Below are 21,412 nucleotides of genomic sequence, written 5' to 3'. Positions count from 1 at the left end.
GCTTTTCTTCTATTACATAAACATCATCGCAAATAACGGTCCAAGTAAACATGTCAAAATTGCTGTTAATGTCATTGTTACCGATCCAATAACACCTTCATGTTCGTTATTTTTCATCGCTCTCATAACACCCATAATATGAGAAGCACATCCAAATCCGATACCTTTACCAACTGAGTTTGTAACACGGCTCCATTTTAATAAAAGAGGTCCTGTAATCGTTCCAGTAATACCTGCGATAACAACGAAAGCTGCTGTTAAGGAAGGTACACCACCGACTTGCTCAGAAACACTCATCGCAACTGGCATTGTCACCGATTTTGGTAATGACGATAAGATTAAGCTTTTATCCGTTCCCATAAGTGAAGCAATCGCAAAATCACTAGCGATTGCAACTGTTGTACCTACTAATACCCCGCCAGCAATCGGTACAACATATTTTTGCAGAACATGACGTTGTTTATAAAGAGGAATTGCAAATGCTACAACACCGGGTCCAAGTAGCTTTGCAATCCAGCCACCACCACTTTCCATATAATGTTGATATGGTATATCAAGCACGATAAATAGGAAAGCCATTAATCCAGTTGCTACAAGCATTGGAATGGTGAATGGTGTTGGAAATAATTTATAGATTTTTTTAGATAATTGATATAATAGCACCGTAAAAAGAACCCAACCGATTCCGATTAATATTTGGCTCATCGCGACTCTCTTTCCTTCCTATTCGCAAGATATTGTCCTGTATGTCCTGCGACAATAATAATTAAAAATGTACTCGCTACAACTGTAATGAAAAGAGAAATTCCTTTACTCATAAAAAAAGCACCGTAATTCATTAGGCCAAGCGTTGGCGGAATTAATAAAAACGGCATAATAGCAACGAGTGTTTCTGCTCCTAAATCGAACCATTTCACTGGAAGAACTTTTAGACTAAGTAAAACAAGTAAGAGGAACATTCCAATCAAACTTCCTGGAATCGGAATATTTAACATTTCTTGCACCCAAGTTCCAACCATATAAAACACGTAAAGAGCAGCAATTTGGACAAGAATCTTTGTAAATTTCATGTTCATCATCCCTCATGTTTATACGATCTTCTGTTAATATCTTTATCATAGTATAAATTGTAAAAAGCTGCAATTTATCAACTTGACAGCAAAAACAGCCTATGTTATACGCTTACAACCTTGATATGACTGCATTTCTAAACGAAAATTACGTCAAAAACCTTGACCTAATATAAAAAGTTTTTATTTTCTGAATTTAAAAGACTATTATTTCAATAAAATAATCTTTTTATCCTTAAACTTACATATATATAAAGTGAAACTTTAATCATTGAGGTTTTCCTCATCCCCATTAATTATTAGCCCTCACCAAGCGGATTTGTACCGGATAAACAAGATAGGTGGTGAACATATGCCCAAAAAAGTTCTCATTTTTTGTGATCCTGGGATTGATGATACGATGGCTCTCCTCTTAGCATTCTTTATCGATGAAATAGAAATCGTCGGTATCGTTGCTGATTACGGCAATGTTCCAAAAAAAACGGCCGTAGAAAATGCTCATTTTTTTAATAACGAAACAAAGAATAGAAATATCAAGATATTCGGTGGTTCAGAACGTCCCCTTACTGGTGCCTCACCTGCGTTTTTTACGGATGTACATGGGAAACAGGGGCTCGGTCCAATTATTCCAAAGGTGAATGTGACTAACGGAGAAATGGAGAATTTTTTTGAAGTCATTCCTCTTATTGAACAGTATAAAGATGAATTAATCATTGTGAGTTTAGGAAGACTTACCTCCCTAGCAATTTTGTTTATCATGTGCAAACAGTTAATGAAACAAATTAAATCTTACTACGTAATGGGCGGTGCCTTTTTACATCCTGGTAATGTTACCCCTATTTCCGAAGCAAACTTTTATGGCGATCCTACTGCTGCTAATATAGTCCTTCAATCCGCAGTTAACATGTACATATACCCATTAAACGTCACTCAATACTCCATCATTACACCAGAAATGGCAGAATACATTGAGGCAAAAGGAAAAGCTCCACTTGTCAAACCGTTATTTGATCATTATTACTACGGATATTATAAAGACGCCCTACCACATTTAAAGGGGAGCCCCTTCCATGACACAATGCCAATACTCGCTTTATTTGATAACTCTATGTTCACGTATCATAAATCACCTATTGTTGTCATGACAGAATCCTCTGCACAAGGAGCAAGCATAGGGGAATTTCGTTCTCTAGTGAACCAGAAGCCATTTATTGATTGGCCGGTTCATCAAATCGCAATTGATTTTGACTATAACCGCTTCTTCAAACATTTCATGTCACTTATGACGGGTGAACAATTTTAGCATAAAAAAACAGACCGTGATTTCTCACGGTCTGTCGTTTATTTTCTACAATTATCGTTTGATGTTATAGAAAGATTTGATACCATCGTAAACAGCGATTTCGCCTAGTTCGTCTTCGATGCGTAATAATTGGTTGTACTTAGCAATACGGTCAGTACGGCTCATAGAACCAGTTTTGATTTGGCCAGCGTTAGTTGCAACTGCGATGTCAGCGATTGTAGCATCTTCAGTTTCACCAGAACGGTGAGATACAACTGCTGTGTAACCAGCACGTTTAGCCATTTCGATAGCTTCGAAAGTCTCAGTTAAAGTACCGATTTGGTTAACTTTAATTAAGATTGAGTTAGAGATACCTTTTTCGATACCTTCAGCAAGTTTTTGAGTGTTAGTTACGAATAAATCATCACCAACTAATTGTACTTTATCACCGATACGCTCAGTTAATAATTTGTGACCATCCCAGTCGTTTTCGTCTAAACCATCTTCGATAGAGATGATTGGGAAGTCTTTGCAAAGCTCTTCATAGAAATCAACCATTTCTGCAGAAGTTAAGCCAGTACGGCCTTCGCCTGCAAGGTCATATTTACCAGTTTCTTTGTTGTAGAACTCAGAAGAAGCAACGTCCATTCCTAAGAATACGTTCTCGCCAGCTTTGTAACCAGCTTTTTCGATAGCTTCGATGATTACTTCTAAAGCTTCACGGTTAGAACCAAGGTTTGGAGCGAATCCACCTTCGTCACCTACTGCAGTGTTAAGACCTTTGTCATGTAATACAGCTTTAAGTGCATGGAATACTTCAGCACCCATACGGATTGATTCTTTGAATGTTGGAGCACCAACTGGTAAGATCATGAACTCTTGGAAGTCAACGTTGTTATCAGCGTGAGAACCACCGTTGATGATGTTCATCATTGGAGTTGGTAATTGTTTTGCATTGAATCCACCAAGGTAACGGTATAATGGAAGACCTACGAAGTCAGCTGCTGCGTGAGCTACTGCCATAGATACACCAAGGATAGCGTTAGCGCCTAGTTTACCTTTGTTTGGAGTGCCATCTAATTCGATCATAGCACGGTCGATACCAGCTTGGTCAGTTACATCGAAACCAGCGATTTCTGGAGCGATAATTTCGTTAACGTTGTTTACTGCGTTAACAACACCTTTACCAAGGTAACGAGATTTGTCACCGTCACGTAATTCTACTGCTTCGTGCTCACCAGTAGATGCACCACTTGGTACGATAGCGCGTCCGAAAGCGCCGCTTTCTGTGTAAACTTCTACTTCTACAGTTGGGTTACCACGAGAGTCAAGGACTTCGCGAGCATAAACATCAATAATTGTTGACATAATAAATTCTCTCCTTTTTATATAAGCAAATTATTTAATAATTGTTTTACCTGTCATTTCTTTCGGTTGTTCCACATTTAAAAGTGTAAGCATTGTTGGAGCGATATCTCCTAAAATACCACCTTCACGAAGCTCTACATCATTTTTTGTAACGATGAAAGGAACCGGGTTAGTTGTATGAGCTGTCATAGGACCGCCATCAGCAGTTAACTCCTGATCAGCATTACCATGGTCAGCAGTAATAAGTGCTACACCATCTTTTGCAAGAATCGCTTCTACAACTTTTCCTAAACATTCGTCAGTTGCTTCTACTGCTTTAATTGTTGGTTCCATCATCCCAGAATGGCCAACCATATCACAGTTCGCAAAGTTAAGAATGATAACATCATGTTTATCATTTTCGATTTCATTTACTAAAGCGTCCGTTACTTCGTAAATGCTCATTTCAGGTTTCAAGTCATACGTTGCAACCTTCGGTGAGTTAATTAAGATACGCTCTTCTCCTGGGAATTCAGCCTCACGACCACCGCTAAAGAAGAATGTAACGTGCGGATACTTTTCAGTTTCCGCGATGCGAAGTTGCTTTAATCCCGCTTGCGCAACAACTTCACCTAAAGTGTTATCAAGGTTCATTGGCTTGAATGCCACGTAACCATCTACAGTTTCACTGAAGTGTGTCATACATACGAATTCTGGAATGTGAGGTACTTTTTCACCACGATCGAACTCACGGAAGTCTTCGTTTGTAAATACACGAGCAATTTGAATTGCACGGTCTGGACGGAAGTTATAGAAGATAACTGCATCATCATCATTGATTGTTGCAACTGGCGTGTTATCTTCGTTAACAATTACAGACGGCAATACGAATTCATCATAGATACCGTTCGCATAAGAGTCTTCTACACACTCTTCTGCTGATTTATAAGTAGGGCCTTCACCATTCACCATAGCACTGTAACATTTTTCTACGCGATCCCAACGCTTGTCACGGTCCATAGAGTAATAACGACCAGAGATAGTCGCGAATTGTCCTACTCCTGTTTCTTTAATTACTTCATTCGTTGCATCGATATAACCTTTTGCTGTTTGTGGTCCAACATCGCGGCCGTCTAAGAATGCATGGATATAAACTTTCTCCACGCCTTCTTTTGCTGCTAAGCGAAGAAGAGCAAACATATGGTTCATGTGACTGTGCACACCACCGTCAGAAAGTAAACCGAATAAATGAAGTGCAGTACCTTTTTCTTTTACGCTTTTAATTGCATTTTGAAAAGTTTCGTTCTTATCGAACTCGCCTTCACGAATTGCAACGTTAACGCGTGTTAAGCTTTGATATACTACGCGGCCAGCACCGATATTTAAGTGACCAACCTCAGAGTTACCCATTTGACCTTCTGGAAGACCTACTGCCTCGCCACAAGCTGTAAGCGTTGTGTGAGGGAATTTGTTCCAGTAACCATCAAAATTAGGTTTCTTAGCTTGTGCTACAGCATTCCCGTAAGTTTCTTCACGAAGTCCGAAACCGTCAAGAATGATTAAAGCTGTTGGCTTTCTCATTTTACCGCCCCCAGAAGACCTAAGAACGAAGCAGGCTCTAAGCTAGCACCGCCAACTAAAGCGCCGTCGATGTCAGATTGTGCCATATACTCTTTAATGTTTTCTGGTTTTACGCTACCGCCGTATTGGATACGAACAGCTTCTGCAGCTTCTGGAGAAACAGCTTCTGCAACAACTTTACGGATGTGCGCACATACTTCGTTTGCATCTGCAGAAGAAGAAGATTTACCTGTACCGATAGCCCAGATTGGCTCATAAGCGATAACAGTTGCTTTAACTTGCTCTTCTGTTAAACCTGCAAGTGCTTTTGTCACTTGACCTGCTACTAGATCAAATGTTTTTCCGCTTTCGCGCTCTTCTAAAGTCTCACCACAACATACGATTGGTGTTAAACCATGTTCAAATGCTGCGATAGTCTTTTTGTTTACTGACTCATCTGTTTCAGCAAACATTTCACGACGCTCAGAGTGGCCAAGTACTACATAGCCAACTTTTAAGTCGCTAAGTGCTACTGGGCTAATTTCGCCAGTGAATGCACCATTTTTTTCGAAGTGCATGTTTTGTGCACCTACTTGTAAGTCAGTTCCTTCAGTTGCTGCTACAAGGCGCTCTAAGAATAGAGCTGGAGAGCAAACTACTGCATCAACAGCTGAAGCTGCTGGGATTTGACCTTTAACTTCCTCTACGAAGCTAACTGCTTCAGATAGAGTTTTATTCATTTTCCAGTTACCTGCGATAATTGGTTTACGCATGCTTTGCACCGTCCTTTTTCTTTGGCTGCTACTTATTTGTCGTTAAGACAAACTACACCTGGAAGCTCTTTACCTTCCATGAATTCTAATGACGCACCGCCGCCAGTAGAAATGTGGCTCATTTTATCAGCCATACCGAATTTTTCAACAGCTGCTGCAGAGTCACCACCGCCGATAACAGAGTATGTATCTTCTGCATCTGCTAATGCTTGTCCTACTGCTTTTGTACCTTCTGCGAATGGAGTCATTTCGAATACACCCATTGGTCCATTCCATACAACAAGCTTAGAATTTTTAATTACATCTGCATAAATTTCACGTGTTTTAGGACCGATGTCCACGCCTTCCCAGTTAGAAGGGATAGAGTCGATACCAACGATTTTAGTTGTTGCAGTTTCAGAGAATTCCTCAGTGATTACAACATCAACTGGCATGTAGAAGTTTACGCCTTTTTCTTTTGCAAGTTGCATAAATTCTTTAGCTAGTTCGATCTTGTCGTCTTCACATAGAGATAGACCAATTTCATGACCTAAAGCTTTAACGAATGTGTAAGCAAGTCCACCACCGATGATTAAGTTATCTACTTTGTCTAATAGATGACGAATTACACCGATTTTATCTTTTACTTTCGCACCACCGATGATAGCTGTAAATGGACGTTCTGGGTTAGAAAGTGCTTTACCAAGTACATCTAACTCTTTTTCCATTAATAGACCAGATACTGCTGGTAGGTAGTCTGCGATACCTGCTGTAGAAGCGTGAGCACGGTGAGCTGCACCGAATGCATCGTTTACGAAGATGTCAGCAAGTGCTGCAAATTCTTTCGCAAGTTCTGCATCGTTCTTTTCTTCGCCCGCATAGAAACGTACGTTTTCAAGAACTAATACGTCGCCTTCGTTCATTGCTGCAACCATTTCTTGTGCAACTGGTCCGAATGCTTCGTCCGCTTTTTTAACGTCTTTACCAAGAAGCTCGCCTAAACGTGCTGCTACTGGAGTTAAACGCATTTCTTCTACTACTTGACCTTTTGGACGGCCTAAGTGACTTGCTAAAATAACTTTCGCACCTTGCTCTACTAAATATTGAATTGTAGGAAGAGCTGCACGGATACGAGTTTCATCTGTAATTTTGCCTTCTTTCATAGGTACGTTGAAATCAACGCGGCAAAATACACGCTTACCTTTTAAATCTACGTCACGAATTGATTTTTTGTTCATTGGATTTCCCTCCGACTACTAGTTAGGATTGACAAAACCCACTCAAAAGCTTAACACATTTGCTTTTAAAACGAAAGAAGAGAGAGAGGGAACAAACCCTCTCCCTCGTTTTGTCATTGATAACTTATATAATTAAGAATTAAAGACCTTTTGAAGTCATGTAAGCTGCTAGGTCTACTACGCGGTTAGAGTAACCAGTTTCGTTATCGTACCAAGAAAGTACTTTAACCATGTTACCTTCCATTACCATTGTAGATAATGCATCGATTGTAGAAGAAGCTGTACATCCGTTATAGTCGATAGATACTAATGGCTCTTCGCTGTATCCAAGGATACCTTTTAATTCGCCTTCAGCTGCTGCTTTGAATGCTGCATTTACTTCTTCAACTGTTACTTCTTTGTCAAGTTCAACAACTAAGTCAACTAGAGAAACGTTAGCAGTTGGAACACGTACAGCGCCACCGTTTAATTTACCTTTAAGTTCTGGTAATACTAATGCTACAGCTTTAGCTGCACCAGTAGATGTTGGGATCATGTTTTCAGCTGCTGCACGAGCACGACGTAAATCTTTGTGTGGTAAGTCTAAGATTTGTTGGTCGTTAGTGTAAGAGTGAATTGTTGTCATCATTCCGCGTTTTACGCCGAATTTTTCGTTTAATACTTTAGCGAATGGAGCTAGACAGTTTGTAGTACAAGAAGCGTTAGATACTACGTTGTGGTTAGCTGCATCGTATTGTTCGTGGTTAACACCCATAACTACAGTGATATCTTCGTCAGAAGCTGGAGCTGAGATGATAACTTTCTTAACTGATCCACCTAAGTGTTTCTCAGCATCTGATTTTTTAGTGAAACGGCCAGTAGATTCTACTACTACTTCTACTCCGTAGTCGCTCCATGGTAATTGAGCTGGGTCACGCTCAGCGATAACTTTAATTTCTTTACCGTTAACAACGATGCTGTTTTCGTTAGCAGATACTTCTGCATTTAAAGTTCCGTGAACTGTGTCATATTTTAAAAGGTGAGCTAATGTTTTAGCATCTGTTAAGTCGTTGATTGCTACTACTTCTACCTCAGAGTTGTTAAGAGCTGCGCGGAATACGTTACGTCCGATACGTCCAAATCCATTAATACCAATTTTAGTCATTTGAATTTCCTCCTTGGGGGATTATATTAAAGGGTAAAACCCTTTGTTAACTGTTTTGCTGCACCTTCATCTGTAATTAGAATTGAAGTGTGCCCTTGTTTAATTACAGCCTGTATTGCTTTTGCCTTTGAAGAACCTCCAGCGACTGCAACAACATGAGATACATTTTGTAGGTCCTCTAATTGCATACCAACTGTTCTTACTTTATGAACAACATTTCCTTCTTCATTAAAGTAGTAACCGAAAGCTTCGCCAACTGCTTCGCTTGCCTGAATCTTTAACCAATCTGCTTCTGAAGTACTTCTGCGACGTGCCATTGTTAACGCATCACCTATTCCATGAATGACGATATTGGAAGATCGAATCAACTCAAGAACTTCTTTCACGGAAGGCTCTGTCACAATAGACGCATATGCTTCGCTACTAACATGGTCTGGAACATACAATAAGCGATAATTACTCATCGTATTTTGCGCCATCTTGGCACAAATGGTATTGGCTTCTAATTCCACACCTTCTCCAATTCCACCACGTGCTGGGACAAACAGCATATGTAAATCTTTGCAATCAAGTTGCATCATGTCCGCAGCAGCAGCTAGCGTAGTTCCTCCAGCCACAGCAACGATATTATTCGCTGTCAGACGGTCTTTTATACAAGTCACACAAGCACGGCCCATCTCCAGTTTGACCCAAGGTGATTCATCACTATCACCAGGGACAACGAAAACTTCATCCAAGTCTAATGTTTCCTTAAGTTGCTTTTCTAAAACCTTTAACCCGGAAATTTCTTTCATAAAGTCTTCCAAAGCAAGAACTAAAGCTGTTCCTTCTTCTGTCAAAGTCATTCCAGAAGAAGCGACGTGAACTAAGTTTTGTTCTTTCAAAACTTGAACTTCACTTCGCAATACTCGTTCTGTCATACCGAGACTTGCTGATAAGTTTCTTCTTCCAATCGGCTGCATGAGCCTAATGTATTGAAGAATTTGCATTCTCGTTTGCATAACAGGTAGCAGATCGGGTAATAATTTTTTTGTGTTCTGAATCCATGAGCGCATATCTTTTCTCCTCACTACATCGGTTCATTTTCCCTCGTGGTCACTTTACGTCCCGTAGTGACATTTTGTGTCCCACATAGGTTAAAAAAATAATCCCTGCTACGTGTATTATTGTAACAGGAGATAGAAACTTATTCAACTCTTAACTGCATTCTTTATATAGTTTATTATGACACCTTTGTGAATGTTACCATATTCTACTTGTTTTCCGTCCATTTCTACAACCGGAATCATTAAGTGATATTTTTCTAAAAGGTCATTATCTTCATATATATCTATTTCCTCGATTTGAAAAGAATATTCACATTGTACTTCCTGTAAAACTTGTTTCGCCTTCACGCAAAGGCCACAATCTTTTTTAGTATACAGTACAACTTTCATCTTCTTCACCTATCCGATCGTTTTTCGTAATGACGAAGCTGGGATATGCATTTGTTCTCTATACTTCGCCACTGTTCTTCGAGAAATAACAATTTCATGCTCTTCTTCTAATAATTTTGAAATCTTTTGATCTGAAAGTGGCTTTTTCTTATCCTCTGCCCCAATTAGCGTTTGAATAAATTGTTTTACACGTTTTGTAGAAACTGCTTCATCTTCAGTCGTCGAAACGGCATTGCTAAAGAACGATTTCATCTCAAATAAACCGTGTGGTGTTTGCACATATTTATTTCGCGTCGCACGACTAATTGTCGATTCATGCACACTTAACTCTTCCGCTACCTCTTTTAAAGCGAGAGGTCTTAAATACTCTGGACCTTTCCAGAAGAAATCACGTTGTTTTTCCATAATAATAGTCATTACTTGCAGCAATGTCTGTTTTCTCTGCTTCAAACTGCGCATAATCCACTGCACATGCTGATACTTTTCTGATACGTAAGATGCTACTTCACTTTCACTATTATTAAGAAGCGCACTATATTCAGAATGAATTTCAATTCTCGGCATATTTCTCTCATTCATTTGTAAAACGAGGCGATCGCCATCTTTTTTCACCGCCATATCAGGTACAATGTAAAGTGGTTTATCTGAAGAAAACGCAAGACCTGGTTTTGGTTGTAATGACGTTATACAATTTACCGCAATCTGCAATTCCTCATTACTACACTTCAACACTTGAATGAGCTTTCGCCAATCTTTCTTCACAAAATAAGCGAAATAATCTTCTACAACCTCTTCTGCTAATCCATTACGTCTTTGTAAGCGCTTCAATTGTAAGGTTAAACATTCCTGAATATTACGCGCCCCTACCCCTGCTGGCTCCAGTGATTGGACAAGCTCTACAGAACGGTCGACTACATGAATATGTGCAGAAAGGAGCTCTGCTAACTCTTCATTCGTTTCTTGTAAATATCCATTTCCATCCATGTTCATAATAATGAAAGAAGCTACTTTTCGCTCTTCTTCATCTATTTTATAATACTGTATTTGATTTAATAAATGTTGCTGAATCGTTGTAGAATCCACACTGTAGATCTCCATCTGATTCTCGACTTGTTTGCTGGTACTTTTACTGTTGTTAGAGCTCTTTTTCTTCTCCCTCTCAAAACCACCTAACTCAATAAGGGGATTCTCTAACGATTGCTCATACAAAAACTCCGATAATTCTTGTACATTATACTGGAGCATTGTAATCGCTTGCCTTAACTCTTGTGTCATTGCCAAACGTAAGCTTTGTTCTTGTAAAAGACTTGCCTTCAAACTAATCTCCCCCTTGTTTCTATTGTACAATAAGTTTGGTAAAAGGAGAATCCTCACGCAGACACCCATTCCAAAATATTATTAATTTATATGTATTAATGAGATTTACAACTTACAACCGAAATTTGAATAATATTGAAAGAAAATAATAAAATTAAAAATTATTATCAAGTACTAATAGTAAATCTTATTATCAGATATAACAAGAGGTAAATAAAAAAAGTCCTAACCTACAAAACGTAAGTTAGGACTTTTTGACGCGCCCAGAGGGATTCGAACCCCCGGCAGACGTGGTACCGGAAACCACCGCTCTATCCGACTGAGCTATGGGCGCATGATTATAGAAAACACTTCATTTTCTTCTCATAATAATAGCAATAAAATCCATCTAAATCAATAAAAATATCCCCGTAATACCTTATGCATCTTAGCTAAAAGCATATAAAATCCATTCCACCCCTAAATTTTCCAATCATAAATTCTCCCCAACTCACAAATTATAATCTTTGAATTGATATTCCAAAGGGGGCTTCATTCAATGACTGTAATTACAAAATTAAAGCAGACTGTTTCTGGATTAAAAAGTGCACAAGCTAGCTTAGAGGGATTCGCTCTTGATACGGATAACCAACAAGCTAAGCAACTTTTCCAAACAGCTGCGCAGCAAACACAAACGATTATCGATTCTTTAAACCCACGTGTTGAAGAAGTCCAACAAGAAGAACCACAATACTCACAGCAATAACGAATCAGTCTTGCTGTGAAATAGAAAAAGGATGATATGCAGTCATCCTTTTTCTATCACATTACATATTGCAATAGAAATGGAATGATGATTATGCGAAAGATTGGACTTATAACCGCGTTATTTATACTTCTATTTAGTTCTTTTACCGGTTGTGATCATAGCCCATTAGATAAAAAGGTAAAGAAAGAAGAAACAAAACGAACAGAAAAAGAAAAGGGTCCAAAATTAACAAAGATGAGTACAGAATCCTTTAATCAATCTATATCGCAAGGAGCTAAGAAAAAGGCCCTCGCTATGGATGAAATTATAAAAAGCGCAGCAGTGAATTCAAATTTAGATCTCTACATAGCGGTTATACCTGAGCATCATGAAAGGTTTGGATTAAAACCTTTGCGCAAGAAACTTCAAAAGCAACTAAGTGATGAATATCCTACTTTCGATGTTCGTGTTAGTACAGATAAAAAAATCTTTATGTTACTCGAAAAGCTTGCAAACAAAATTAAGAAAAAAGAAGTATCTAAAGATGAGATCAAAAAACAGTTAAAGCTAATCGGATCAGAAATGGAATCTAACACTTAACGCTTTCGAATAGAAAAGGAAGGATTGCAATGTCAAGTAAAGATAAAAACTTAACCCCTGTACAACAGGAATACAAAAAATTTGAGCAAGAACGCGAACCGAAACGCCCTGTTCTAAAAAATTGTTTAAAGGCCTTTTTCGTTGGTGGTTTTATCTGCCTAATCGGGCAACTGATATCAACTTTTTATATTACGTATTTCGATTTTACCGAACGCTCAGCAGGAAATCCAACAGTCGCAACTCTCATTTTTATCTCAATGTTGCTAACCGGATTCGGTGTATACGATCGTCTCGGTCAGTTTGCAGGTGCTGGAACAGCTGTACCTGTCACTGGATTTGGTAACTCTGTTATCTCCGCGTGTATTGAACACCGAACGGAAGGTTTTGTACTTGGTGTCGGCGGTAATATGTTTAAACTAGCTGGTTCTGTTATTTTATTTGGTGTATTTTCCGCTTTCGTCATCGCACTTATTAAAACTATTCTCGTTCAATGGGGAGGGCTATAAATGTTACAAGGACACCGAACGTGGGTATTTGAAAACAAACCAGTCATTATTTCAACAGGGGTTGTCGGTGGACCATTTGAAGCAAAGGGGAACATCCCAGAAGACTTCGATATCCTTCATGAAGATTTATGGCTCGGACAAGATTCCTATGAAAAAGCACATAAGATTTTATTCGAAGAAGCTTGTAGTCGCGCTACTGAAAAAGCAGAACTTCGTAAAGATGATATTCAATTCGTACTCGCAGGAGATTTAATTAATCAAATTACTCCAACAAGCTTTGCTTGCCGCACACTTGGGACTCCTTATCTCGGATTATTCGGGGCTTGCTCTACTTCTATGGAAGGTTTAGCACTTGGGGCAAGTATCGTAAATGCAAAAGGTGCAAAATATTTATTAACTGGAGCTTCAAGCCATAATACAGCTGTAGAAAAACAATTCCGCTACCCTACCGAATACGGTGGACAAAAGCCGCCTACTGCACAGTGGACAGTAACCGGAGCAGGAGCCGCTATTTTAAGCGATACTGGACACGGTCCAAGAGTAACCTCTGCAACAATCGGCCGAGTGGTTGATATGGGATTAACGGATCCGTTTAATATGGGAGGCGCAATGGCTCCAGCTGCAGTTGATACAATTGAAGCCCATTTACGTGAACGTCAAATTGATGCCTCTTACTACGATTTAATCGTAACAGGCGATCTCGGACATGTAGGACGCGAAATTGCTTATGACTTACTACATAAACACGGAACGAAAGTAACGAGCGAACAATTTCAAGATTGCGGAATTATCATTTATAGAGAAGGACAACCTGTCATAGCTGGTGCTAGCGGACCTGGATGTTCTGCAACAGTCGTGTACGGTCATTTATTAAACCGAATGAAAAGAGGAGAGTTCAAAAAAATACTTGTCGTTGCGACAGGTGCTTTACTATCTCCACTTACATTCCAACAAGAAGAAACGATTCCGTGTATCGCTCACGCCGTTTCGATTGAATTTGGAGGTGCAACGCAATGATTTTTTTCTGGGCTTTCGTCATTGGCGGACTCATATGTGTAATCGGCCAACTTATGTTTGATGTCGGCAAACTAACACCTGCTCATACAATGGCAACACTCGTTGTTGCTGGAGCTATATTAGATGGATTTAATTTGTATGAGCCATTAATTGATTTCGCTGGAGCCGGGGCAACTGTACCTATTACAAGCTTTGGTAATGCCCTCGTTCATGGCGCAATGGAAGAAGCTGCAAAACATGGCATCGTTGGCGTTATTACCGGCATGTTTAAAGTAACGAGCGCCGGTGTATCAGCGGCTATTATTTTCGGCTTCATTGGAGCATTGTTATTCAAACCGAAAGGATAAGAGGTGTTTATATGACTGTTATCGCTAGCGTAAAAACTTGCCTTGCTAGTGTAAGGGGCGCTCAAGCAAGTTTAAGCTCCCTTTCATTAAATTCACAAGACGAAGAATCAAAACGCGTATTTCATGAATGTATGTTAGAAATGGACAGCGTCATCGCTGATTTAAAGGATAGAATTTCAGTATTAGAACGTGAAGAACCTCAATATAAAGGGTTTTAAGTAGACTGGAGGAAACGACTATGTCTCACCTGCCGGAATGGACACTTGTCATTCTTCGCTCTGTATTCATATTAATTATTTTATTCGCTATTACGAAATGGTTAGGGAAAAGACAAATCTCTCAGCTTTCCTTTTTTGAATACATAGCCGGAATGACGATTGGTGACATCGCTGCCCAAGTATCTACAGGGCTCGATTCAAAATTTTTTCACGGCGTCTTTGCGATACTCATTTTCGCTGTGGTACCTTTTTTAACAGGAATCCTCTCTTTAAAGAACAAAACAGCTCGGGACTTCTTTGAAGGGAAATCTACCGTATTAATAAAAGACGGAAAGATACTCGAAGATAACTTAAAGAAAGAAAAATATACGAGTGACGAATTACTGGAACTTCTCCGTGGAAAAAGTGCGTTCAGCGTAGCTGAAGTCGAATTTGCTGTCTTAGAACCGAGCGGAGAATTAAATGTATTATTAAAGAAAGATTCCCAGCCACTTACAGCAAAAGACATCGGTTTAAAAGTACCAAACGAGAAAGAACCACAAACTGTTATTATGGATGGAAATGTACTAGATGAACCTCTTTCAGCAAGCGGACATAACCGCGCTTGGCTACATTCAGAATTAGAAAAACTCGGTGTTGTTATTGAAAATGTCTTCCTCGGTCAAGTGGATTCATACGGACAACTTACTATCGACATTTACAATGACAAACTCCAAATGCCTTCTCCTCAAAACAAACCTTTATTATTAGCATCTTTAAAAAAATGTCATGCTGATCTTGAACTATTTTCCTTAGAAACAAAGTCGAAATCAGCAAGTGAAATGTATAGTAAAAACGCGAAACAAATCGAAAAGATTTTAAATAAAGTAACCTATCTTTTAAAAGACTAATTATCGAAAGAACGCTTCAGTTAAAAGGCGTTCTTTTCTTTTTTCTCCAGTTTTCATAACGTTTAAATTTATGTAATTCGGTTATGATGTTGAAGATACATAAGCAGGGAATTTCGAAAACATAGCGAATATTTCATGGTACAACTACATATTTTTTTGATTTAAAGTGGTTTCGTTTGACCTTTATTGACCATAATTGTATTATAAGACTAAGAAAGCTTTATAAGGAGGAAATAACAGATGAATTTAATTCCTACAGTAATTGAACAAACAAATCGTGGAGAACGCGCTTACGATATTTACTCTCGACTATTAAAAGACCGCATCATTATGCTTGGTAGTGCAATTGATGACAACGTAGCTAACTCAATCGTTTCCCAGCTTTTATTCTTGGAATCTCAAGATCCAGAAAAAGATATTCACATCTACATCAACAGCCCTGGTGGTTCTATCACAGCAGGTATGGCAATCTATGATACAATGCAGTTTATTAAACCACAAGTATCAACAATCTGTATCGGTATGGCAGCATCTATGGGTGCATTCTTACTTGCAGCAGGTGAAAAAGGAAAACGTTATGCACTTCCAAACAGTGAAGTAATGATTCACCAACCACTTGGCGGAGCACAAGGTCAAGCGACTGAAATCGAAATCGCTGCAAAACGTATCCTATTCTTACGTGAAAAACTAAACCAAATTCTTGCTGACCGCACTGGTCAACCACTTGAAGTACTACAACGCGACACAGACCGCGACAACTTCATGACAGCAGAAAAAGCTTTAGAATACGGTTTAATCGATAAAATCTTTACAAATCGTTAATAACTAAAAGCGAAAGCGGCTCGTTTAGAATCGCAGGTCGCTGGAGCTGGATACAACTAAAAGTGGAAGCGCCCTATAATTGGGCGCTTCTTTTATATATTGTTCCCCGCTCACATACCCCATCCAGTATCTCTCTAAATATATCAGCGATTTTTCAAATATATCGACCGCAACTCCGATTATATCGGCGATTATTTTAATATATCGACGTTTCGACATAACTTATCGACTTACCGACAATTCTCGACAAGCACGTACCCCTTAAATACCCCTCCTCGCTAATTCGCACAGACAACAAAAAAGCTATCGCATATACGCGATAGCTTTTTATTGTACATATGCAGCTAATGCTTCTAAAGCCTCTTCTGCATCTGAACCTTCTGTTGTAATTGTTATCATGCTTCCAGTTCCAATTGCTAAGCTCATAATCCCCATTATGCTCTTTGCATTTACTGTCTTTCCATCTTTCTCGATGAAGATATCTGCATGAAAGCGATTTGCCTCTTGTACAAACAACGCAGCCGGACGTGCTTGTAAACCGTTTTTTAATGAAACCTGAACTCGTTTTTGAACCACAGCTCCATTTCCCCTTTAACCTCTTATTTTTTTGCTACCGTTTCCCCCGCGCGTAATTTCTCTGCAATTTCATCGATTTTACGCAAACGATGATTAATACCCGACTTACTAATCTTCCCCCCGGATACCATCTCACCTAACTCTTTCAATGTTACATCTTGATAATCTCTTCGTAATTGTGCAATCTCTTGTAGTTTATCCGGCAATATATCAAGACCAACTGTCTCATCAATGTAACGAATATTTTCAATCTGCCTTAGTGCTGCACCAATTGTTTTATTTAAATTAGCTGTTTCGCAGTTCACTAAACGATTTACAGAATTACGCATATCACGTACGATTCGAATATCTTCAAATCTTAAAAGTGCATTATGAGCACCTATAATATTTAAAAACTCTGTAATTTTTTCTGCTTCTTTCAAATACGTAATGTACCCTTTTCTTCTCTCCAGCGTCTTACTATTTAAATCAAATCCGTTCATCAGTTCACATATAGCATCATTATGTTCCTTATATAACGAAAAGATTTCTAAATGATAAGATGATGTTTCTGGGTTATTTACTGAACCACCTGCTAAAAATGCTCCGCGTAAATACGATCGTTTACAACACTTCTTCTCAATCAATTCTTGTGATATATTTCGAATAAATGAAAAGTCATCTCGAACAATATGAAGATCAGCTAATATTTCGCGAGACTTCTCAACAAGCCGCACAATATATACATTATTTTTCTTCAATCGCATTTTTTTACGAACAAGTAATTCTACCGTCACGTCATATCCTTTTTTCAAAAGCGTATAAATCCTTCTTGCAATTGCCGCATTTTCCGTTTGAATATCGATAGATAGACGACGGTTTGAAAAAGAAAGCGACCCGTTCATTCGAAGTAACGCTGATAATTCTGCTTTCTCACAGCATTCCTTCATCTCAAGATTCGTCAACTCTTTCTTTGTTTCTGATGCAAATGACACAGTCAACACCTCCTTATACGATTATTATGGAACAAAATTCTTGTCCTATATGAATGAGGAGCGCTACCTCAAACGAGGCAACGCATATTTATAACAATGAATATAAAATGGAAGCTAACTTTAACGTATCATGCCTTACAACATGATCATCATACTTCGCTAATCCCTCTTGAATAACATCAATATTATTTTCAACAAAACGTTCTTCATCCACTACAACTGGTGTAGACATTTCTTCATCATATAACTTACGTAATTCACAAGGAATCTCACGGTTATTTACAATTGCAGTATTGATAAATGGTTGCCCTAAATGATCGTGTAACGCCTGCACATGATCAAAAGCAGTATATCCCATCGTTTCACCCGCTTGTGTCATAACGTTACATACATATACCTTCTTCGCCTTTGCAGCAAGAACAGCGTCTCCAATTTTGTTAACAACTAAATTGGGCAATATACTCGTATACAAACTGCCAGGACCGAAAACAAGTAAATCAGCTCGTTTAATCTCAGCCAACGTTTCATGCAATGGCTCTACATCTTCTGGAGTTAAAAAGACACGATTAATCTTCTTTCCGTAATAAGGAATCTTTGATTCACCTGTTACAATTTCCCCATCTTCAAGTTCCGCATGAAGTACCGCACTTTGATTCGCTGCTGGTAATACACGTCCTCTGACATTTAATACTTTACTTGTTTCTGTAATTGCATGGAAAAAGTCTCCTGTAATCGAGGTCATACCTGCCAATAATAGATTTCCTAACGCATGACCTTTCAGTCCGTCTCCTGTTGTGAAACGGTGCTGAAATAAAGCTTCCACCAGTGGCTCTACATCCGATAACGCAACAAGTACGTTACGGATGTCACCTGGAGGTGGAATTTCTAGCTCATCACGTAATCGACCCGAACTGCCACCATCATCAGCGATTGTAACAACTGCTGTAATATCAACAGGATATTGCTTTAATCCTCTTAATAAAACTGAGAGTCCAGTTCCGCCTCCCATGATGACAATTTTAGGTTTTCTCTCTTTTTTCATCCCTTAATGGCCCTTTCTCTTCTCCACATCACGATGAGATACATGAACACTATACTCTGGTTTCAAATGTTTCCCAAGGTATTCTGTAAGCGTAACAGAACGATGCTGTCCACCTGTACATCCAATTGCAATTACAAGTTGACTTTTGCCTTCTCTTTTATAATGAGGCAGCATGAAAGTAATCAGATCCGTCAACTTCTCTAAAAACTTATGTGTCTCATTAAATTTCAGTACATACGAAGAAACTTCTTCATCTAGTCCTGTTAATGGCTTCATGTGTGGAATGTAATATGGATTTGGTAAAAAACGAACATCAAATACTAAATCTGCATCAATTGGAATACCGTACTTAAATCCAAATGACATAACATTTACACGAAATGCTTGCTCAGTTTCTGTTGAGAACAAGTGAACAATTTTTTCACGTAATTCTTTCGGTTTTAAATCCGATGTATCAAGCACAATATTCGCTCGTGCCTTCATATCTGTTAATAAATTGCGCTCTGCTTCGATTCCCTTTAACGGCAAACCAGTTGGTGCAAGTGGATGCGAACGTCTCGTTTCTTTATAACGAGTTACAAGCGTACTATCTTTCGCATCTAAAAATAAAATATGAGGAATAATCCATGTACGTTCTGATAAATCATCAAGTGCTCCCCATAAATGTTCGAAAAACTCTCGGCCACGTAAATCAATACCAAGTGCCACTTTATTCATTTTCCCTTTTGAATCCGCCATAAGCTCAATAAACTTTGGCAATAACATCGGTGGTAAATTATCTACACAAAAATATCCTAAATCTTCAAAACTTTGTAAAGCTACTGTTTTTCCAGCTCCAGACATCCCTGTAATAATTACCATTTTTATATCATTATTCTCTGTCATCGTATCCTCTCCTTGACGGTTTAACTCGGATCTAATCGATATGAAAGCAACTCAAAATCTGGGGTATATACAAATGTACCGTAGATTATGCCATTTCCTTTAATTAAATAATCAATAATGTGATAATCTCCTGGCGCCATTGCTAAATCATCAATTTTATCAAATGTATGCCAACCAATGATGCCTTCTTCGCTCTCTAGTTTGTTTTCTCCTGCAAAATCTGTCGCTAAAAAGGAGAACATCATCCATTCAGAAACAACTTTATCACCTTCTTGGATGACAAAGGTGAAGACCCCCTTTAACGCTGGGTTTTTCAAATAAATACCTGTTTCTTCGCGATATTCGCGAACAACGGAATCTCTTACAGTCTCACCACGCTCCATTTTCCCGCCTGGTGCAACCCACCAATTCCGGCGAGGTTTTTGGAGTAAGAGTACTTCATTATCTCTAATTAACACACAGTTTGTCACTCTTTGCATGTTTCTTCACCTCAGCTACTTGCAGTAAAATTCCTCACTGCATACTTCTTTCATTATACTATCAAAAACAGTTTGCTACAACGAAGGAGCCAGTCCTCTTTCGCTAAGCATATGCTACTCAGCAATTTTAAAAAAGCTTTCTATAACAAGCAATGTAAATGCTTAGACTTTTAATGAATAGCATGAAAAATCCCCTTAACGATTTTTATCGCCAAGGGGATTAAAGCCCTTATTTCTTACCGAAATAAGTAACAATCGCAAATCCTAAAATAAAGGTAATGATTGAACTTATAATTGAAAATCCACCAGTCGGAATCCCAGGGAATACAATCACAATCGAACCGATTACAAGTCCAATAATTGCCGCAAATGTCATACTTTTATAACGATCTAATAAAAAACTAATGCCTTTACTACTTACAACAAATCCAACCATAACACCAGCACCGATAACCACGATTAAAGGTAAGTTAAGTGTAGTTAAAGCGTTAATTGCTGTTGGATACACACCAATAATTAATAAAATAAACGATCCACTAATCCCAGGAAGCAGCATTGCCATACTAGCCATCCATCCTGCGAAAAATAAACCAATTGCATTTAAAATTGTTAAAGTCGTAATTGGATCTGCTGCCTTATCTGGTTTAAAGAAAGCTGTAATCGCAACAAGAATTGCTGCAACTATTAATAAAACGATGTGCTTACCTTTAAACGACGACTTTGCATCAGCTTCCCTCATTAACATCGGTAATATACTAATAATTAAACCGAGGAAGAAAAATTGAGTCGGTTCATAATGATTTGCAAGTAAATATTTAATAACGTGACTTAACGTTAAAAATGCCGCTGCCACACCAGCTGCAAGGGGAATTAAAAATCCTAAATGTTTTTTCCATTCACGACTAAAGAATCCACTAATTGCCGCAAGCAATTGTTCATAAATCCCTAACACAACAGCGATTGTACCGCCGCTCACACCAGGAATTAAATCACTAACGCCCATACAAAATCCACGATATATATTACGCCATTCCATGCTGAATAAATTCCTCATTTCTTATAGTGATTTTTTCCGTAAAGTCCAGTATATCAATAAGAAAGCTTATAATCCTTATATTTTTTGACAAAACTTTGACATTTTCACATAAAAAAAGAAGAAAGCTCCTGTCGGTAGCTTTCTTCT

Annotated in this window: 25 protein-coding genes and 1 tRNA gene; 9 read left to right on the top strand and 17 right to left on the bottom strand. The window is 38.6% G+C overall.

Translation table 11 applies throughout. The features are described from left to right. Positions 1–12: 12 nt before the first annotated feature. Positions 13–705, bottom strand: coding sequence for an LrgB family protein (locus tag ACS2CR_RS06435; RefSeq protein ID WP_000078304.1), 693 nt, complete (start codon positions 703–705; stop codon positions 13–15). Beyond that, a complete protein-coding gene (locus ACS2CR_RS06430; RefSeq protein WP_000673222.1) occupies positions 702–1,070 on the bottom strand; it encodes a CidA/LrgA family holin-like protein in 369 nt (122 codons plus the stop codon). Before ACS2CR_RS06430 ends, ACS2CR_RS06435 begins: the two co-directional genes overlap by 4 nt. Positions 1,071–1,422: 352 nt before the next feature. Here ACS2CR_RS06430 and ACS2CR_RS06425 point away from each other — a divergent pair, with 352 nt between their 5' ends. Beyond that, a complete protein-coding gene (locus ACS2CR_RS06425) occupies positions 1,423–2,373 on the top strand; it encodes a nucleoside hydrolase (protein WP_001125064.1) in 951 nt (316 codons plus the stop codon). Positions 2,374–2,424: 51 nt separating this feature from the next. Here ACS2CR_RS06425 and eno read toward each other — a convergent pair whose 3' ends face one another. The 9 genes from eno to ACS2CR_RS06380 form a co-directional block, all read right to left on the bottom strand. Then, complete coding sequence (gene eno, locus ACS2CR_RS06420; RefSeq protein WP_000103951.1) at positions 2,425–3,720, bottom strand: phosphopyruvate hydratase; 1,296 nt, start codon at positions 3,718–3,720, stop codon at positions 2,425–2,427. 30 nt (positions 3,721–3,750) lie between these two features. Further along, positions 3,751–5,280: a 2,3-bisphosphoglycerate-independent phosphoglycerate mutase gene (gpmI, locus tag ACS2CR_RS06415; protein WP_001231158.1), complete on the bottom strand. Its 1,530-nt coding sequence runs from the start codon at positions 5,278–5,280 to the stop codon at positions 3,751–3,753. Then, positions 5,277–6,032, bottom strand: coding sequence for a triose-phosphate isomerase (gene tpiA, locus ACS2CR_RS06410; RefSeq protein ID WP_001231038.1), 756 nt, complete (start codon positions 6,030–6,032; stop codon positions 5,277–5,279). Before tpiA ends, gpmI begins: the two co-directional genes overlap by 4 nt. A 32-nt stretch (positions 6,033–6,064) precedes the next feature. Then, positions 6,065–7,249, bottom strand: a complete 1,185-nt coding sequence (locus ACS2CR_RS06405; RefSeq protein ID WP_001036350.1) for a phosphoglycerate kinase — start codon at positions 7,247–7,249, stop codon at positions 6,065–6,067. A 139-nt stretch (positions 7,250–7,388) separates the two neighbouring features. Then, positions 7,389–8,393: a type I glyceraldehyde-3-phosphate dehydrogenase gene (gene gap / locus ACS2CR_RS06400; protein WP_000161236.1), complete on the bottom strand. Its 1,005-nt coding sequence runs from the start codon at positions 8,391–8,393 to the stop codon at positions 7,389–7,391. Positions 8,394–8,419: 26 nt separating this feature from the next. Continuing rightward, the gene (gene cggR, locus ACS2CR_RS06395) at positions 8,420–9,448 is read right to left on the bottom strand and encodes a gapA transcriptional regulator CggR (protein ID WP_001258185.1); all 1,029 of its coding nucleotides are present in this window, start codon (positions 9,446–9,448) and stop codon (positions 8,420–8,422) included. A 135-nt stretch (positions 9,449–9,583) separates the two neighbouring features. After that, a complete protein-coding gene (locus ACS2CR_RS06390) occupies positions 9,584–9,829 on the bottom strand; it encodes a glutaredoxin family protein (protein ID WP_000869730.1) in 246 nt (81 codons plus the stop codon). Positions 9,830–9,838: 9 nt separating this feature from the next. Beyond that, positions 9,839–11,146, bottom strand: a complete 1,308-nt coding sequence (rpoN, locus tag ACS2CR_RS06385; protein ID WP_053514352.1) for an RNA polymerase factor sigma-54 — start codon at positions 11,144–11,146, stop codon at positions 9,839–9,841. Positions 11,147–11,404: 258 nt separating this feature from the next. Next, positions 11,405–11,480: transfer RNA gene (locus ACS2CR_RS06380), tRNA-Arg, on the bottom strand. A 204-nt stretch (positions 11,481–11,684) separates the two neighbouring features. Here ACS2CR_RS06380 and ACS2CR_RS06375 point away from each other — a divergent pair. The 8 genes from ACS2CR_RS06375 to clpP all read left to right on the top strand — a co-directional run bounded on the left by ACS2CR_RS06375 (position 11,685) and on the right by clpP (position 16,273). Next, complete coding sequence (locus ACS2CR_RS06375; RefSeq protein ID WP_000216166.1) at positions 11,685–11,891, top strand: DUF1657 domain-containing protein; 207 nt, start codon at positions 11,685–11,687, stop codon at positions 11,889–11,891. A 93-nt stretch (positions 11,892–11,984) separates the two neighbouring features. Beyond that, positions 11,985–12,473 (top strand): YhcN/YlaJ family sporulation lipoprotein, encoded by a 489-nt coding sequence (locus ACS2CR_RS06370; RefSeq protein WP_001226064.1) that lies wholly within the window; start codon positions 11,985–11,987, stop codon positions 12,471–12,473. Positions 12,474–12,502: 29 nt separating this feature from the next. Further along, positions 12,503–12,979, top strand: a complete 477-nt coding sequence (gene spoVAC / locus ACS2CR_RS06365; RefSeq protein ID WP_000095408.1) for a stage V sporulation protein AC — start codon at positions 12,503–12,505, stop codon at positions 12,977–12,979. Next, complete coding sequence (gene spoVAD / locus ACS2CR_RS06360) at positions 12,980–13,996, top strand: stage V sporulation protein AD (RefSeq protein ID WP_000938972.1); 1,017 nt, start codon at positions 12,980–12,982, stop codon at positions 13,994–13,996. It begins immediately after the preceding gene. Beyond that, a complete protein-coding gene (gene spoVAE / locus ACS2CR_RS06355) occupies positions 13,993–14,343 on the top strand; it encodes a stage V sporulation protein AE (protein ID WP_000575919.1) in 351 nt (116 codons plus the stop codon). Before spoVAD ends, spoVAE begins: the two co-directional genes overlap by 4 nt. Positions 14,344–14,354: 11 nt before the next feature. Beyond that, complete coding sequence (locus tag ACS2CR_RS06350; protein ID WP_000215909.1) at positions 14,355–14,561, top strand: DUF1657 domain-containing protein; 207 nt, start codon at positions 14,355–14,357, stop codon at positions 14,559–14,561. Between the two features lie 20 nt (positions 14,562–14,581). Next, the gene (locus ACS2CR_RS06345) at positions 14,582–15,451 is read left to right on the top strand and encodes a DUF421 domain-containing protein (protein WP_000018924.1); all 870 of its coding nucleotides are present in this window, start codon (positions 14,582–14,584) and stop codon (positions 15,449–15,451) included. A 240-nt stretch (positions 15,452–15,691) separates the two neighbouring features. Next, on the top strand, positions 15,692–16,273 hold the full coding sequence (gene clpP, locus ACS2CR_RS06340) for an ATP-dependent Clp endopeptidase proteolytic subunit ClpP (protein WP_001049162.1): 582 nt from the start codon (positions 15,692–15,694) through the stop codon (positions 16,271–16,273). Positions 16,274–16,600: 327 nt separating this feature from the next. On the opposite strand, the gene ACS2CR_RS06335 is transcribed toward clpP, so the two are convergent. The 6 genes from ACS2CR_RS06335 to ACS2CR_RS06310 form a co-directional block, all read right to left on the bottom strand. Continuing rightward, positions 16,601–16,849, bottom strand: a complete 249-nt coding sequence (locus ACS2CR_RS06335) for an HPr family phosphocarrier protein (protein ID WP_000250307.1) — start codon at positions 16,847–16,849, stop codon at positions 16,601–16,603. A 23-nt stretch (positions 16,850–16,872) separates the two neighbouring features. Further along, complete coding sequence (whiA, locus tag ACS2CR_RS06330) at positions 16,873–17,823, bottom strand: DNA-binding protein WhiA (RefSeq protein WP_000006560.1); 951 nt, start codon at positions 17,821–17,823, stop codon at positions 16,873–16,875. 88 nt (positions 17,824–17,911) lie between these two features. After that, complete coding sequence (locus ACS2CR_RS06325; RefSeq protein WP_000712186.1) at positions 17,912–18,865, bottom strand: gluconeogenesis factor YvcK family protein; 954 nt, start codon at positions 18,863–18,865, stop codon at positions 17,912–17,914. A gap of 3 nt (positions 18,866–18,868) precedes the next feature. Then, on the bottom strand, positions 18,869–19,750 hold the full coding sequence (gene rapZ / locus ACS2CR_RS06320; RefSeq protein ID WP_000138459.1) for an RNase adapter RapZ: 882 nt from the start codon (positions 19,748–19,750) through the stop codon (positions 18,869–18,871). Positions 19,751–19,770: 20 nt separating this feature from the next. Then, complete coding sequence (locus ACS2CR_RS06315) at positions 19,771–20,229, bottom strand: NUDIX hydrolase (protein WP_001190080.1); 459 nt, start codon at positions 20,227–20,229, stop codon at positions 19,771–19,773. 229 nt (positions 20,230–20,458) lie between these two features. Further along, the gene (locus ACS2CR_RS06310) at positions 20,459–21,265 is read right to left on the bottom strand and encodes a DUF368 domain-containing protein (protein ID WP_000455196.1); all 807 of its coding nucleotides are present in this window, start codon (positions 21,263–21,265) and stop codon (positions 20,459–20,461) included. Positions 21,266–21,412: the final 147 nt, after the last annotated feature.

The organism is Bacillus cereus group sp. BceL291, assembly GCF_051776705.1.
Classification (GTDB): Bacteria; Bacillota; Bacilli; order Bacillales; family Bacillaceae_G; genus Bacillus_A; species Bacillus_A cereus.
This window is presented reverse-complemented; position numbering and strand designations above follow the sequence as displayed.